The organism is Mixta calida (assembly GCF_002953215.1).
GTDB classification, from domain to species: domain Bacteria; phylum Pseudomonadota; class Gammaproteobacteria; order Enterobacterales; family Enterobacteriaceae; genus Mixta; species Mixta calida.
This window is the reverse complement of record NZ_CP026378.1, coordinates 455426-470126: the sequence shown is the minus strand read 5'-3', so window position 1 is coordinate 470126 and position 14701 is coordinate 455426. Positions and strand designations below refer to the sequence as shown.

General features: G+C 57.5%; 17 protein-coding genes. 3 read left to right on the top strand and 14 right to left on the bottom strand.

The window, feature by feature from the left end; genetic code table 11:
- Positions 1-10: 10 nt before the first annotated feature.
- From rpsG to fkpA, 7 genes are all read right to left on the bottom strand, one after another.
- Positions 11-481, bottom strand: a complete 471-nt coding sequence (gene rpsG, locus C2E16_RS02100; RefSeq protein ID WP_038629748.1) for a 30S ribosomal protein S7 — start codon at positions 479-481, stop codon at positions 11-13.
- Between the two features lie 96 nt (positions 482-577).
- Positions 578-952, bottom strand: a complete 375-nt coding sequence (rpsL, locus tag C2E16_RS02095) for a 30S ribosomal protein S12 (RefSeq protein ID WP_003852912.1) — start codon at positions 950-952, stop codon at positions 578-580.
- Between the two features lie 124 nt (positions 953-1076).
- Positions 1077-1364, bottom strand: a complete 288-nt coding sequence (tusB, locus tag C2E16_RS02090; protein WP_038629747.1) for a sulfurtransferase complex subunit TusB — start codon at positions 1362-1364, stop codon at positions 1077-1079.
- A gap of 10 nt (positions 1365-1374) precedes the next feature.
- Entirely contained in the window at positions 1375-1734 is a 360-nt protein-coding gene (tusC, locus tag C2E16_RS02085) for a sulfurtransferase complex subunit TusC (protein ID WP_038629746.1), read from the bottom strand.
- Complete coding sequence (gene tusD / locus C2E16_RS02080; protein WP_038629745.1) at positions 1734-2117, bottom strand: sulfurtransferase complex subunit TusD; 384 nt, start codon at positions 2115-2117, stop codon at positions 1734-1736. The genes tusC and tusD overlap by 1 nt, the downstream gene beginning before the upstream one ends.
- Positions 2117-2836, bottom strand: coding sequence for a helix-turn-helix transcriptional regulator (locus C2E16_RS02075; RefSeq protein WP_038629744.1), 720 nt, complete (start codon positions 2834-2836; stop codon positions 2117-2119). Before C2E16_RS02075 ends, tusD begins: the two co-directional genes overlap by 1 nt.
- A gap of 177 nt (positions 2837-3013) precedes the next feature.
- Positions 3014-3832: an FKBP-type peptidyl-prolyl cis-trans isomerase gene (fkpA, locus tag C2E16_RS02070; RefSeq protein ID WP_104951402.1), complete on the bottom strand. Its 819-nt coding sequence runs from the start codon at positions 3830-3832 to the stop codon at positions 3014-3016.
- A gap of 270 nt (positions 3833-4102) precedes the next feature.
- Between fkpA and C2E16_RS02065 the strand changes: the two genes are divergently transcribed.
- A complete protein-coding gene (locus C2E16_RS02065; RefSeq protein ID WP_038629742.1) occupies positions 4103-4321 on the top strand; it encodes a SlyX family protein in 219 nt (72 codons plus the stop codon).
- Between the two features lie 75 nt (positions 4322-4396).
- Here the strand turns inward: C2E16_RS02065 and slyD are convergent, their stop codons facing one another.
- The 4 genes from slyD to kefG form a co-directional block, all read right to left on the bottom strand.
- Entirely contained in the window at positions 4397-4942 is a 546-nt protein-coding gene (slyD, locus tag C2E16_RS02060; RefSeq protein ID WP_038629741.1) for a peptidylprolyl isomerase, read from the bottom strand.
- A gap of 198 nt (positions 4943-5140) precedes the next feature.
- On the bottom strand, positions 5141-5335 hold the full coding sequence (locus C2E16_RS02055) for a YheV family putative zinc ribbon protein (RefSeq protein ID WP_038629740.1): 195 nt from the start codon (positions 5333-5335) through the stop codon (positions 5141-5143).
- A gap of 44 nt (positions 5336-5379) precedes the next feature.
- Positions 5380-7185: a glutathione-regulated potassium-efflux system protein KefB gene (gene kefB, locus C2E16_RS02050; RefSeq protein WP_038629739.1), complete on the bottom strand. Its 1806-nt coding sequence runs from the start codon at positions 7183-7185 to the stop codon at positions 5380-5382.
- Positions 7186-7737, bottom strand: coding sequence for a glutathione-regulated potassium-efflux system ancillary protein KefG (kefG, locus tag C2E16_RS02045; protein ID WP_038629738.1), 552 nt, complete (start codon positions 7735-7737; stop codon positions 7186-7188).
- A gap of 123 nt (positions 7738-7860) precedes the next feature.
- On the opposite strand from kefG, the gene C2E16_RS02040 reads away from it, so the two are divergent.
- The gene (locus C2E16_RS02040) at positions 7861-9765 is read left to right on the top strand and encodes an ABC transporter ATP-binding protein (protein ID WP_084970192.1); all 1905 of its coding nucleotides are present in this window, start codon (positions 7861-7863) and stop codon (positions 9763-9765) included.
- 279 nt (positions 9766-10044) lie between these two features.
- Complete coding sequence (locus C2E16_RS02035) at positions 10045-12237, top strand: sensor domain-containing phosphodiesterase (protein WP_084970193.1); 2193 nt, start codon at positions 10045-10047, stop codon at positions 12235-12237.
- A 12-nt stretch (positions 12238-12249) separates the two neighbouring features.
- On the opposite strand, the gene tauD is transcribed toward C2E16_RS02035, so the two are convergent.
- The 3 genes from tauD to tauB are packed head-to-tail and all read right to left on the bottom strand — an operon-like array spanning position 12250 to position 14689.
- A complete protein-coding gene (gene tauD, locus C2E16_RS02030) occupies positions 12250-13101 on the bottom strand; it encodes a taurine dioxygenase (RefSeq protein ID WP_084970194.1) in 852 nt (283 codons plus the stop codon).
- Complete coding sequence (gene tauC / locus C2E16_RS02025; protein ID WP_038629735.1) at positions 13098-13925, bottom strand: taurine ABC transporter permease TauC; 828 nt, start codon at positions 13923-13925, stop codon at positions 13098-13100. Before tauC ends, tauD begins: the two co-directional genes overlap by 4 nt.
- A complete protein-coding gene (tauB, locus tag C2E16_RS02020) occupies positions 13922-14689 on the bottom strand; it encodes a taurine ABC transporter ATP-binding subunit (protein ID WP_038629734.1) in 768 nt (255 codons plus the stop codon). Before tauB ends, tauC begins: the two co-directional genes overlap by 4 nt.
- Positions 14690-14701 lie beyond the last annotated feature (12 nt).

The window sequence follows — 14701 nt, the reverse complement described above, 5'->3', positions numbered from 1 at the left end:
TACGTGGTTATTACCAGCGGTAGTGAGCGAACGCCTTGTTGGCTTCGGCCATACGGTGAACGTCTTCACGTTTCTTCACTGCAGTACCTTTGTTCTCAGCAGCATCAGAAAGTTCGTTCGCCAGGCGCAGAGCCATCGATTTATCACCGCGTTTACGAGCAGCTTCTACGATCCAACGCATTGCCAGGGCATTACGACGGACCGGACGGACTTCAACTGGTACCTGATAAGTTGAACCGCCAACGCGACGTGACTTAACTTCTACAGTCGGACGTACGTTGTCGAGAGCGACTTCGAAAGCTTCCAGTTCGGTTTTACCAGAACGCTGAGCCAGGGTCTCCAGCGCGGTATACACGATTGCTTCAGCAGTAGATTTTTTACCATCTACCATCAGGATGTTTACAAATTTGGCCAGCAGCTCAGATCCGAATTTCGGATCCGGCAGGATTTTACGTTGACCAATGACGCGACGACGTGGCATGGAAATACTCCGTTGATAATTCAGGATTGTCCAAAACTCTACGAGTTTAGTTTGACATTTAAGTTAAAACGTTTGGCCTTACTTAACGGAGAACCATTAAGCCTTTGGCTTCTTCACGCCATACTTGGAGCGAGCCTGCTTACGGTCTTTAACACCAGAGCAGTCAAGCGCGCCACGAACGGTGTGGTAACGCACACCTGGCAGGTCTTTAACACGACCGCCACGGATCAGGATTACGGAGTGTTCCTGCAGGTTGTGGCCTTCGCCACCAATGTAGGAAGTCACTTCGAAACCGTTGGTTAAACGCACACGGCATACTTTACGCAGTGCGGAGTTCGGTTTTTTCGGAGTGGTGGTGTACACACGAGTACAAACACCACGTTTTTGCGGGCAAGCTTCCAGCGCCGGCACGTTGCTTTTAGCAACTTTGCGTACGCGCGGTTTGCGAACCAGCTGGTTAACTGTTGCCATTAAATAGCTCCTGGATTTAGCTTTTGCTTCGTAAACACGTAATAAATCGCCTCGTATTAATACGAGGACGCAGAATTTTAGGGCTGAGCAGAAAAGGTGTCAAGAAATAACCAGCGTCTTATGCTCACCAGGGCATTTGCTGCTTATGATTTATCGTTAGCGTAACGAAATCATTATAGTCAATCACCGTGATTTTGGGTGAAATTTGAGCAGACAAACCACGCGCCGCCAGGTCGTCGCCCAGCGCCCAAACCCGTACAGGCGCGTTCAACAGCGGCGTCAGCATCCGGCTGCCCTGCAGGCCCGCCAGCACGCCATCCTGCATCAACAGCACGTCGTCTTCCGGCCGCAACATGCGCAGCAGCAATGTGTAATCGCACTGGAAAGGGGAACTGGCCAGCGTATGCAGCATTCTCGCTCCTTTAAAAAGTCAGGATGTGGTCCGCTTCGGCGAGCCGGGCGCGCAGCGCGTCGCTCTCCAGCACCTCGGCGTCCAGCACCCGTTGGCTTTCCGCCGTCAGGCCGCGTTCAGCCAGCGACTGCGCGCAGAGGTAGCACGCCTCGACGTCATACAACGGCAGCACGCCGAAGGTAGCGATATAGTTACGCGCCAGCACTTTCTCCGGCTGCTGCCCGGCAGTCAGCTGCAGCACGCCGTCGCCGATAAAAAACAGCGATACCTGTTCGCAAACGGCGGCAGTCGCCAGCGCGGCATCCAGCCCTTCTCGTCCGCTACTGCTGCCGTGAGGCGCGCGCGTAAACACAAAGGCGATCGACTTCATTAAAACTGTACCACTCTGTCACTGGTCAACGCCGCTTCCGCCAGCGCGCCGAGGCCTGCCAGCTGGAATCCCGGCTGCAGATTGGCCGCTGGCAATCCCTGGCTGGCCGCCTCCTGCTCATCGGTCACGCCGCGCCGCAACGCGGCCGCCACGCAAATGTTCAGCGTCACGCCCTGCTGTTGCAAGGCCTGCCAGGCGCGTACCAGATCGAACTCGTCGCTGGCCGGCGCCGTCAGCTGATTGCCGTTAAGCACGCCTTCGCGATAAAAGAAGACGCTCGACAGCTGATGACCCGCCGCCATTAAAGCGTGGGCGAACAGCAGCGCGCTGCTCGCCTGCTGCGTACCATAAGCCGGCCCGGTCACCAACAGCGTGTAACGCATCACCGCTCCTGCCCTGTATCGCCGCTCTTAAACTGGCGGATATAGAGATAGACCGTGTGTTTGGAAATATTAAGCCGGTCGGCCACCTGATTGATGGCGTCCTTGATATCAAAAATGCCTTTCTCATAGAGGTTCAGCACAATCTGGCGGTTCTTCATGTTATTCGCTACGTTGCGATCGGCGCTCACCTCTTCAATGGTGAATTCCAGCGTCTGTGTCACCAGATCCTCTACAGAGGAGGCGAAGTTAACCTGCGAAGCGACATCCGGCGTCTCCGGCGGCATAAAGGTCGACATAATTTGCGAGAACGGCACATCAAGGTTCATGTTGATGCAGAGCAGGCCTATCACGCGTTGCTGACGATTGCGGATAGCGATCGTCACTGACTTCATCAGCACGCCGCTTTTCGCGCGGGTGAAATAGGCGCGCGAGACGTTGCTGTCCGCCCCGGTCATATCATGCAGCATGCGCAGCGCCAGATCGGTAATCGGTGAGCCGACTTTACGGCCAGTATGCTCGCCGTTGGCGATGCGCACCGCGGAACATTTTAAATCTTCCAGCGAATGGAGCACGATTTCGCAATGCGAACCGATAAGCATGGCGAGCCCGTCCACGACAGCCTCGTAAGACTTAAGAATATCGTAATCGGTTTGGTCGAACGGATGCTGATCGAGTAAATCGATATCGCTCAGATCGCCCGGATTGAATGGATTAGACATGAAAGACTTTACCCTAATTGGCTGGAGCCTGTCTCAGCGCGGCCAGGGCAGACTCGTCATACAAATTTGCGCAGCGCTAGTCTGGCAAATGTCTGCAGCTTATGCCAGATTTTTGTCCCGTCGAGGGCCGACCGTCATGCAAAGAGAAACCGCCGCGTAAACGCGGCGGCGGAAATCTTACTGCGCGCTCTTGTCGTCTGCGACCGGCGCCTGGGTTTTTTCGTCTGCTTTCGGCGCTGGCTTGATATCCAACAGCTCGACGTCAAACACCAGCGTAGAGTTCGGCGGAATGCCCGGCACGCCGTTTTTGCCGTAGGCCAGCTGCGGCGGGATCACCAGCTTGATTTTGCCGCCTTTCTTGACGTGCTTCAGGCCTTCGGTCCAGCCGGGGATCACGCCGTCCAGACGGAAGGAGAGCGGTTCGCCGCGGGTGTAGGAGTTATCGAACTCAGAACCGTCGATCAGCGTGCCTTTATAGTTAACCACAACGGTGTCGCTATCTTTCGGCGCGTCGCCGCTGCCCTCTTTCTCTACCTGATACAGCAGTCCGCTTTCCGTTTTCTTCACGCCTTTCTGCTTAGCGAATTTCGATGCGTAAGCTTCGCCCTTGTCGGCGTTCTCTTTCGCGTCTTTTTCCATTTTCGCCTGAGCGGCGCCTTTCACGCGGCCTTCAAAAGATTGCAGGGTCTGCTCGATCTCCTGATCGGAAAGTTTGCTTTTGCCCGCAAACGCATCCTGAACGCCAGCGATAAGCTGCGCTTTATCCAGCTGAATGCCCAGCTTCTCCTGCTCTTTCAGCGAGTTTTCCATATAGCGGCCCAGCGAAGCGCCCAGCGCATAGGCGGACTGCTGATTTTCATCTTTAAAAGCGGCATTTTTAGGAGCCTGAGGTGCAGCCTGTTGAGCCGGTGCGGAGTCTGCTGCCAATGCCAGCGGTGCATTGAGTGCGGCGGCCATGGTGGCGGCTAACATTGTAATTTTAAACAGTGATTTCATCCATTATCTCCAAAACCGAAGCCTCTCACCCCGGCAATCGTTGCAGACCATACGGCCTGTACTATAACTGTGCGGAACAACTTATCATGCCCGCCCGGCAAACTTAAGACCACTTCCCATCCTTTTTATGTCGGGAAGTTTCAACTGATATGACGATAAGACTGTGCTTTTTCAACCTTCGCGGGCAAAATCGGGTCACTTAAGCGTGAAGGCAAGTGGTTTTTTCTTATACGGACCGCAATCTGGTCACGCGCAACAGGAGGAACGGCTATGCAGCAAAATAGCGTTGAGCAACAGTTAGAGCTGTTGGAAAGCAAGCTCGCTTTTCAGGAACAGACGATTGAAGAGCTTAATCAGACGGTCATTCAGCATGAAATGGAAATGGCCAAAATGCGTGAGCAGATCCGTCTGCTGATCGATAAGCTGAAGGCCGCAGCGCCGTCGCTAATGGCGCATCCGTCGGAAGAGACGCCGCCGCCGCACTACTGATTGTCGTCGGCGCCAGCCTAATAAAAAAGCACCGGCCTGGCCGATGCTTTTTTGCTTTGCGTCGCGCAGAGCGCCTTAGTGGCAGCCGCAGCCGCCGTTGCCGCAACCACCCTGACCGTGGCTGTGGCCATGGTCGTGATCGTGGTGATGGTCATGCTCGCCGTGAACGTGGCCATGAGCCAGTTCTTCCGGCGTCGCTTCGCGGATAGCAACGACTTCTACGTGGAAGTTCAGGTTCTGGCCAGCCAGCATATGATTGCCGTCAACCACAACGTGATCGTCTTCCACTTCAGTGATTTCTACCGGCACCGGACCCTGATCGGTTTCCGCCAGAAAACGCATGCCGACCTGCAGTTCGTCCACGCCCATGAAGACATCCTTCGGTACGCGCTGCACCAGGTTGTCATCATACTGGCCGTAGGCGTCATTCGCGGCGATATGCACATCAAATTTGTCGCCGACTTCATGATCTTCCAGAGCTTTTTCCAGACCAGAAATCAGGGAACCATGACCGTGCAGATAGTCCAACGGCGCGCTCACCGGAGACTCGTCGACCAACACACCGTCTTCTGTACGTACCTGGTAAGCCAGGCTGACCACCAGGTCTTTTGCTACTTTCATGATATCTCCTAACCGTTGAGAGCTTTGATCCCGACTCATTGGTCTATTTTCGCGTGCAATAACACCAACCAGAAAGATCCAGATGCTGACCCTTTGCGTGCCGTAGCGGCAAGACGCGCAGGCAATGTTAACGATGCAGATTGTAACGGAATTCAGTGCCGCTGTAAGGGTAAGCTTAAAAAAAGCTGCGCTGTTCCGCTACTCCGGGTGAAAAATCCCGATAACTTGCTCCTGCTTGCGCAGTTCATCACGCACTTCCTTATCCGCTTCGCGCATCTGATGGCCGCACTTCACGCACTCCACGACATCGACATTATTTTCACGCCACATCGCCAGCGTGTCTTTTTCCTGGCAGTGCGGACAGGCCGCACCGGCAATAAAACGTTTACGCATTGTTCTTTCCTGTAGTTGCTCTCTGCCAGCCTGAGCGACGCGACTCATTCCGATCCGTCCCAGCCGTCAAACTGATGTTTTTCCTGCTGCATCTCGCGATGGAAAATATCTTCCAGCTCGCGGCGCGCCTCACGCACGCGGGAGATTTGCGCATTGTCCGTATGGTTCGGCATCAGCTCGCGCAGCATACGCATATCAAGCCGACGGAAATGCAGCTGCGCGCGGTGCGCCTGATGCGGGTGCATTCCCAGACTCATCAGCGTTTTGCGGCCCAGCTCCAGCGCGCTGGAAAAGGTTTCACGCGAGAACTGTGTTACCCCCGCCTGCAGTAGCTCATGCGCCTCGACGCGTCCGCGTGCGCGCGCCAGAATTTGCAGATGAGGGAAGTGATGCTGACAAAGGTGCACGATATTCATCGTGTCTTCCGGGTCGTTGCAGGTGATCACGATAGACTGCGCGCTGGCGGCGCCAGCGGCGCGCAGCAGCTCCAGCTCCGTCGCATCTCCATAGTATACTTTATAACCATATTTCCGCATCAGGCTTACGGCGCTGATATCCCGTTCCAGCACCGTGATGCGCTTTTTGTTAGCCATCAGCAGACGGCCAATCACCTGACCGAAGCGGCCAAAGCCGACCACGATCACCTGCGGCTGATCGTCATCCACCCAAGGCTTTTCCGCCTGCTCGTCCGGCTCGTTAAAGCGGCGCACCAGAATACGATCCACGCCCTGCATCAACAGCGGCGTGGTCATCATAGAGAGCGTAACGGTCACCAACAGCAGCGGCAATTGATCGCCACGGAACAGATGCGCGGACGACGCGGCGGAAAACAGCACGAAAGCGAATTCGCCGCCCTGACTCAACACGCCAGCGAACTGTAAACGTTCCGAACTGCGCAAGCCGTAGATGCGCGCCAGCAGATAGAGCACCAGCGTTTTCACCGCCACCAGCACCAGAACGCCCGCCAGCACCGCCAGCAGATGCGTATAAAGCACACCTAAATTAAGCGCCATGCCAACCGAGATAAAGAACAGGCCGAGCAGCAAGCCTTTAAACGGCTCGATTGCGCTTTCCAGCTCGTGACGATATTCACTTTCCGCCAGCAGGATGCCCGCGATAAACGTGCCCAACGCCATCGACAGTCCAAGCGCGTCCATAAACAGCGCTGAACTCAACACCAGCAGCAGCGCGGCGGCGGTAAACACTTCGCGCACGCCGGAGGCGGCGATATAGCGGAAAATCGGCCGCAGCAGCAGCCGTCCGCCAATCAGCATGCCCGCGAACGCCAACACCTTCATGCCGATCTTCATCCAGTCGGTATGGCCGCTGTCGGCGCCTGCCAGCAGCGGCACCAGCGCCAGCGCCGGGATCACCGCCAAATCCTGAAACAACAGCACCGAAAAGCCGAGCTGACCCGCTTCGCTGCGGTTCATCCCTTTATCGCGCATCAGCTGTAAGGCCATCGCCGTAGAGGACATCGCCAATCCAATGCCGCCAATGGTCGCCGCCTGCCAGGAGAAGTCGGTCAGCAGCAACAGCCCGGCCAGCACCACCGCGCTGAAGATCACCTGCGCGGCGCCGACGCCGAAGATCGATCGCCGCAGCGCCCACAGCTTCGAGGGGTTTAGCTCCAGGCCGATCAGGAACATCAGGAACACCACGCCGAGCTCCGAAAAGTGCAGGATCTCATCGACGTCGCTGATAAAGCCCAGTCCCCACGGGCCGATGGCGATACCCGCCAGCAGGTAGCCCAACACCGCACCGATACCCAGGCGGGCGGCGATAGGCACCGCCACCACCGCGGCGAACAGATAAACCACGCCCGCCGTCAGTAAGGTTTGTCCTTCCATTTATGCGACTCCTGAGGGCAAAGGGGAAGAAAGCCACTCGCCGTAAGCCTGCGCATAGGTTTTCATCATCTCCGGCGGCTGACGGCGCGCCCAGTAGATCACCATCGGCGCCAGCCAGTGCATGCGGCACAGCTGTGCGGTCAGCTCGAAGGGACGCATGATTTCCGTCATCGGGTAGCGGTTAAGCCCGTCCTGATGATAGGCCGCCTCCGGCTCACCGGTCGTAACGACGCTGCGCCAGTATTTCCCTTCCAGCGCGTTGCCTTCCGGGCCGCTGGCGAAGCCGCGCGACAGCACGCGATCCAGCCACTCTTTCAGCAACGCCGGGCAACTATAGGTATAAAGGGGATGCTGAAAAACGATGATTTGATGCTCCCGCAGCAGCTGCTGTTCATGGTGAATATCGATAAAGAAATCAGGATAGTGCGCGTACAGATCGTGTACGGTAACGTGTGATAATTGCTGCGCCGGCTGCAGCAAGACCCGATTGGCTATCGAATCTTGTGATTCCGGATGGGCATACAGCAGCAAAACCTTAGGCGGCTGCGACATCTCTCCCCTCCAAATCGTCGTCATGATGCGGGTTTTCCGCTACCATGCACGACATAACGGAATCGGTGATTCCTGACTGATTATGATGACAATAAATTAACATATTCTGACAATACGGCGCTTATGATTGTATTCTCCTCGTTACAGATCCGACGTGGCACCCGCATACTGCTGGACAACGCCACCGCCACCATCAACCCAGGACAGAAAGTGGGACTGGTGGGTAAAAACGGCTGTGGTAAATCTACGCTGTTGGCGCTATTGAAAAATGAACTCAGCGCCGATGCAGGCAGCGTCACCTTCCCAGGAAACTGGTCTCTGGCGTGGGTTAATCAGGAAACCCCGGCGCTGTCGGTCGCCGCCATTGAGTATGTTATTGACGGCGATCGTGAATATCGTCAGCTGGAGTCCGAATTACAGCGCGCTAACGAAAAAAATGACGGCAACGCCATTGCGCTACTGCACGGCAAGCTGGACGCGATTCAGGCCTGGAGTATACAGGCGCGCGCCGCCAGCCTGCTTCACGGTTTGGGCTTTAGTCAGGAGCAGCTGCAGCGGCCGGTCAGCGACTTCTCCGGCGGCTGGCGCATGCGCTTGAACCTGGCGCAGGCGCTGATCTGCCGTTCCGACCTGTTGCTGCTCGACGAACCGACCAACCACCTCGATCTCGACGCCGTTATCTGGCTGGAGCGCTGGCTGAAAAGCTACAGCGGCACGCTGATCCTGATCTCCCACGACCGCGACTTTCTCGATCCGGTTGTGGACAAAATCCTGCATATCGAGCAGCAAAGCCTGTATGAATATACCGGCAACTACAGCTCGTTCGAGCAGCAGCGCGCCACCAGGCTTTCCCAGCAGCAGTCGCAGTTTGAGCAACAGCAGCGCAAAGTGGCGCACCTGCAAAGCTATATCGATCGCTTCCGCGCCAAGGCCAGCAAAGCTAAACAGGCGCAGAGCCGCATCAAAATGCTGGAGCGCATGGAGCTGATCTCGCCAGCGCACGTCGATAACCCCTTCAGCTTCAGCTTCCGCGCGCCGGAAAACCTGCCGAACCCGCTGCTGAATATGGAAAAGGTCTCCGCGGGCTATGGCGATCGTGTGATTCTCGATTCGATCAAGCTGAACCTGGTGCCGGGCTCGCGCATCGGTTTGCTGGGCCGCAACGGCGCTGGCAAATCGACGCTGATCAAGCTGCTGGCGGGCGAACTGGCGCCGCAAAAAGGGGAAATCGGCCTCGCCAAAGGGGTGCAGCTGGGCTATTTCGCACAGCATCAGCTGGAGTTTCTGCGCGCGGATGAATCGCCGTTGCAGCACCTGGCGCGTCAGGCGCCGAAACTGCCGGAACAGCAGCTGCGCGACTACCTTGGCGGTTTCGGCTTTCAGGGCGATAAGGTAGCGGAGGCGACCGAACGTTTCTCCGGTGGCGAGAAAGCGCGTCTGGTACTGGCGCTGATCGTCTGGCAGCGTCCGAACCTGCTGCTGCTTGATGAACCGACTAACCACCTCGATCTCGACATGCGCCAGGCGTTAACGGAAGCGCTGATCGATTTCGAAGGCGCGCTGGTGGTGGTGTCGCACGATCGTCATCTGCTGCGATCCACCACCGACGATCTTTATTTGGTGCATGACGGTAAGGTTGAAGCGTTCGCTGGCGACCTGGACGACTACCAGCAGTGGCTCAGCGATCTGCAAAAACAGCAGGCGCAGCAGGATGCCGAACCGAAACAGGATAACGGCAACAGCGCCCAGGCGCGTAAAGATCAGAAGCGACGCGATGCGGAGCTGCGCGCCCAAACGCAGCCGCTGCGCAAGCAGATCGAAAAGCTGGAAAAAGAGATGGAGAAGCTTAACGCTCAGCTGGCCGAGGCGGAAGCGAAGCTGGCCGACGCCGCTATTTACGATCAAAGCCGTAAAGCGGATCTGACCGCCGCATTGCAGCAGCAGGCGACGGCAAAATCTGCGCTGGAAGATTGTGAAATGGCCTGGCTTGATGCGCAGGAGCAGCTGGAAGCGATGCTCTCCGCCTGACCGCAAAAGCGATGACATTGGGCGGCGTCAGTAAAAGACGTCGCCGTATTTTTTCTTCGACCCTAGATAACCTTTACGCAACGCTGCTGGCTTTTTCAACACCCCTCGCCAACAACTTATTTCCATTCCGCTAACTCAATGCGTTTTGCATTTCAATTTCTTGATAAGCCGCCACAGCCTGATGCTTTTTTTACTTTCTGTTTCCTTGTGCTGCTGCTTTATAGTTTTTACTATTGCGTCCTGAATCAATCCGCCTGTTTTTTAACCCCAGGGTAAGCCGTGTCAGAGCATTCCATCAGCCCGCTGCAAAAGAACCTGACGGCTTTTTTGCTGCTGCTTTTCCTCACGCCTTTTGCCCATTTTTTATCACCCACGCTTTTTATCGCTGGTCAGCAGGTCTACCTCTGTTATCTTCCTTACGGGTTGGCGGTCGCGGCCATCTATATCTTTGGCCGCGCGGCGACGGCTCCGCTCTGTCTGGCTTTTTTCATTACCTTTCGTCTTCTTTTCGCCGCCTCGCTGCCGGCGCTGGCCTTCACGCTGGCGCTGCTGACGCCGATTCTCGTCTGCAGCTGGCTGGCGCGCCGATGGCTGGGCCGCCGGTGGCGCTATAATCCCGGACATCAGGGGATTGGCGTCAGGCTTTGCCTGATTAATACCCTGGCGCCGCTGTTTACCCTGCTGCTGCTAACGCTGTTTGCGCCCGCGGTAGGCTCGCTGCCGGGAACGCTCGACGGCTACTTCTCTTTAGAGTGGAATATGTTCAGCGTGCTGCGCCTGCAAAATCTGGCGCTTTCTGCCGTGCTGTTCACCATCTTTTTCTACTTTCCACTGCGAATGCTTGCTCATCCCCGCTACGCCCGCACCTTCTGCCGCCTCTGCTGGCGCAGCCTCAGCGCCAAAGGAAACCGCCTGCGCGCGCTGCTGTGGTGGGGGCTGATTATCCTGCTGCTGGCGCTGTTTTGTTCTTCTTTTCACTATTGGTTCATCTCCAGTTATCTGGTGCCGCTGGTATTCGTACTGTTTACCTGGGGGATAATGCGTTTTACGTCGCAGCTGGTCATCTGGCTTTGGTCGGCAAGCTGCCTGCTGCTAATGCATTACAATTTTGACGTGTTGCCGATCGGCTCTATCTTCTCCGTCACCTTTTTATCTTCCGCGCTGATCGCCTTTACCATCAGTCTGCTCTATATCGCCGCCAGCTACTGGCACAGCCGACGATTGCAACAGACTGCGCTCAGCCTGTCGCTCAGCGATCCTATCGTGCATCGTCCTAACCTGCGCGCCATGGCGAAAAAGCTTAAGCGGCAGCAGAGCGGCGTCCTTTGCTACCTCTATCTGCACCAGCTGAAACTGCTCGGCTGTCACTATGGTCTGTTGATGCACACTTACAGCAAACGCTGCATTATTGATGAGATCGCCACTCAGCTACGCGCAGGCGAAGGGGTCTATCAAATTACCGGCGACGGCCTGATGCTGCTGTTACAAGGCGACGATCTCCTCGAACGTCTGACGCAGCTGCGTGCGCGCCTGAAAAAGCGGCAAATTGTTTGGCACAACCAGCCGATCGACATCGATTACGCCTTTGCCGCCGGTCGGTTCACCGCTGAAGGGGCCAACCTCTACCATCTTGCCGCCCAGCTAAGCTATCTGGCGGAGCAGTCGCTGCTCAGCGGCGGCGTCACGCTGCTGGACAGCGATAACGCCCATCTGATTGGGGAATTCACCGAGCGGGTTGTGCTGCTGCAAAAAATTAAGCAGGCGCTGGCGCAGCGCGATATCAGCCTGTTTGCGCAGCCGATCGTCGCCTGTCAGGGCGAGCGCCGCTACTACGAGGTGCTGGCGCGTCTGCGCAGCGATGACGCCCTGATCATGCCCGACCGTTTTATGCCGCTGATAGCGGAATTTCACCTCAGCGTGGCGTTTGACAAGCTGGTGGTAGAAGAAACCGCCGCTTTTATTCACCGCCGCCGCCAGGCGAAATGCCCTCTACCCTGCATGGCGATTAATCTGCTGCCCGCCACTCTGACCGAGCCGGGTATCGCCAGGATACTGGTCGCGATCTTCCGCCGTTTCGATCTGCCGACGGAGACGGTGATTTTTGAGGTAACGGAAGCGCAGGCGCTAATGGACAACCCGCTGGCGGATGCGGCGATTGCAGCGCTGCGTCAGGCGGGATTCCGCATTGCGATTGATGATTTCGGCACCGGCTTCGCTAACTATGAGCGCGTTAAACGCCTCAGCGCCGATATCATCAAAATTGACGGTCTGTTTGTGAAGAACAGCCTCAACGACAAGCTTGATCGTATTATTATCAAATCTATCTGCGACATCGCCAGAGAAAAAGGCGTCTCCGTGGTGGCGGAATATGTGGAAACCGAGGCGCAAAGAGCGCTGCTGGGAAGTCTGGGCGTAGATTATATTCAGGGCTGGCTGACCGGCCAGCCAGCCCCGTTTGATGCGCTGCCGTAAGCGACGCGACGATCAGGACGCGCGGTAAAAAGGCTTATCGCCCAGCACCGTGGCGCGATGCATAATGCGTCTCGTCGGCAGGTAGTCGGCGTTGGCGTAATGCTGCGTCACCCGATTATCCCAGATAGCCACATCGTTAGCGCGCCAGCGCCAGCGCACCTGAAACTCCGGCTTAGTAATATGGGCAAACAGAAAGCCCAGCAGCGCATCGCTCTCTTTGGGCGCGAGGTCGACGATGCGCGTGGTAAAGCCCTCGTTCACAAACAGCGCCTGCTTGCCGCTAATGGGATGCGTGCGGACCACCGGATGCAGCAGCGGCGGATGGTTGGCCGCCGCCTGACGCCAGCGCGCATGATCTTCCGGCGTGGCGCGATGCTTATATTCCGGGAAGGATTTGGTGAAATCATGCTCCGCATTCAATCCGCTCAGCAGTGAGCGCAGCGGCAGCGACAGCGCCTCAAACGCGGCGATGCCGCTGGCCCACAGGGTGTCGCCGCCCTGCTCCGGCACCTGCTTCGCCGCCAGAATCGCGCCGGCGGGCGGCGTGGCGATAAAGGTGACATCGGTGTGCCAGTTATCGTTATCTGGCGGATTATCGTTGTGCGTGTCCAGCACGATAATTTCCTCTACGCCCTCCGCATGCGGATAAACCGGGTGAATATGCAGATCGCCGAAGCGCGCAGCCAGCGCCCGCTGCAGCTGCGGCGTGAGCGGCTGATCGCGCAGAAACAGCACCTGATGGCGGATCAGCGCATGCCAGAGCTGTTCAAACTGCCCATCGCTGAGCGGACGGGTAAGATCGAGGTTATCCACCTGAGCGCCGATATGCGGGCCCAGCGCGGTAATCGTCAGACGTTCGTTCATTGCTGTTCTCCATGCCAGGGCGTAAGCCGACGCTGTAACGTCCGCAGGCCCAGTTCTAAACCGAATGCGATTAACGCAATCACCAAAATGCCCGCCAGCACCACGTCAGTGGCGAGAAACTCGCCGGCAGACTGCACCATAAAACCGAGTCCGCGCGTGGCAGCGATCAGTTCGGCCGCCACCAGCGTTGACCAGCCGACGCCGAGACCGATGCGTATGCCGGTCAGAATCTCCGGCAGCGCGCCCGGCAGAATGACGAAGCGCAGCAGCTGCCAGCGGCTGGCGCCCAGCGACTGCGCCGCACGCAGGCGCACCTGCTGCGCGCTTTTCACGCCCTGCAACGTGGACAGCGTTACCGGGGCAAAAATCGCCAGATAAATCAGCAGGATCTTCGAGGTTTCGCCGATGCCGAACCAAATCACCATCAGCGGCAAATAGGCGAGCGGCGGCACCGGTCGGTAAAGCTCAATCAACGGATCGAGGATCCCGTGCGCCGTTTTGCTTAATCCCATCGCAATCCCGGTCGGCACGCCGATCGCCACCGCCACCAGCAGCGCCAGCAGAATACGGCCCAGGCTGGCGGCAAGGTGCTGCCACAGGGTCGCGTCCATAAAGCCCTGCGCGCTGGCGATGGTCAGCAGCTGACGCAGCACCTGCTGCGGCGGCGGCAGAAACAGCGGCGCAATCAACTGTAGCGCCGTTACCAGCCACCACAGCGCCAGCACCGCCAGCAAAGTCATCAGGCTAAGCGTCAGCCGGTGAGAGAAGGGCCAGCGCCAGCGTGAGCGCGGCTTTTCCCGTTTATCGATGGCCTGAATGCTCATGAGAACGCCTCGCGCTGTTGGAAGACCCGGCTGAGCACGTACTCGCGTCGGGCGATAAAAAGAGGATCGGATTTGATTGCGCGGCACGACTCGCCGGCGGCGAATCGGCGCCCAAAGTCCAGCGACAGCCGCTCGCTGACGCGGCCCGGCCCCGGCGTCAGCAGAATCAGCTCGCTGGCGAGGAACACCGCCTCTTCGATATCGTGGGTGATCAACAGGATCTGCTTGCCGCTGTCACGCCATAGCCGCAGCAGCAGCTCCTGCATCTGCTCGCGGGTAAAGGCGTCCAGCGCGCCGAAAGGCTCGTCCAGCAGCAGCAGCGCCGGATCGGCGGCCAGCGCCCGGGCGATGCCGACGCGCTGACGCATGCCGCCGGAAAGCTGCCAGATAAACCGTTTGCCGGTGCCTTCCAGCCCCACCTTCTTCAGCATCTTCTCCGCAATATGACGACGTGTTCCAGCGTCCATGCCCGCCAGCTGCAGGCCGAACGCAACGTTATCCAACACGTTGCGCCAGGGCAGCAGCCCTTCATGCTGGAACACCACGCCGCGCTCGGCGCCCGGCCCGGTTATCTTCTTGCCCGCCAGCGTAATCTGTCCCTCTTCCACCGGCAGAAAACCGGCGATCAAATTCAGCAGCGTGGTCTTGCCGCAGCCGGAAGGACCCAACACCACCGTCAGTTCGCCAGCGTTCAGCGCCAGGTTGATGTCATGCAGCGCGATCTGTCCGTGGTAGCGTGCGCTAAGATGTGAAATGGCCAGCATGGATCACCTCTT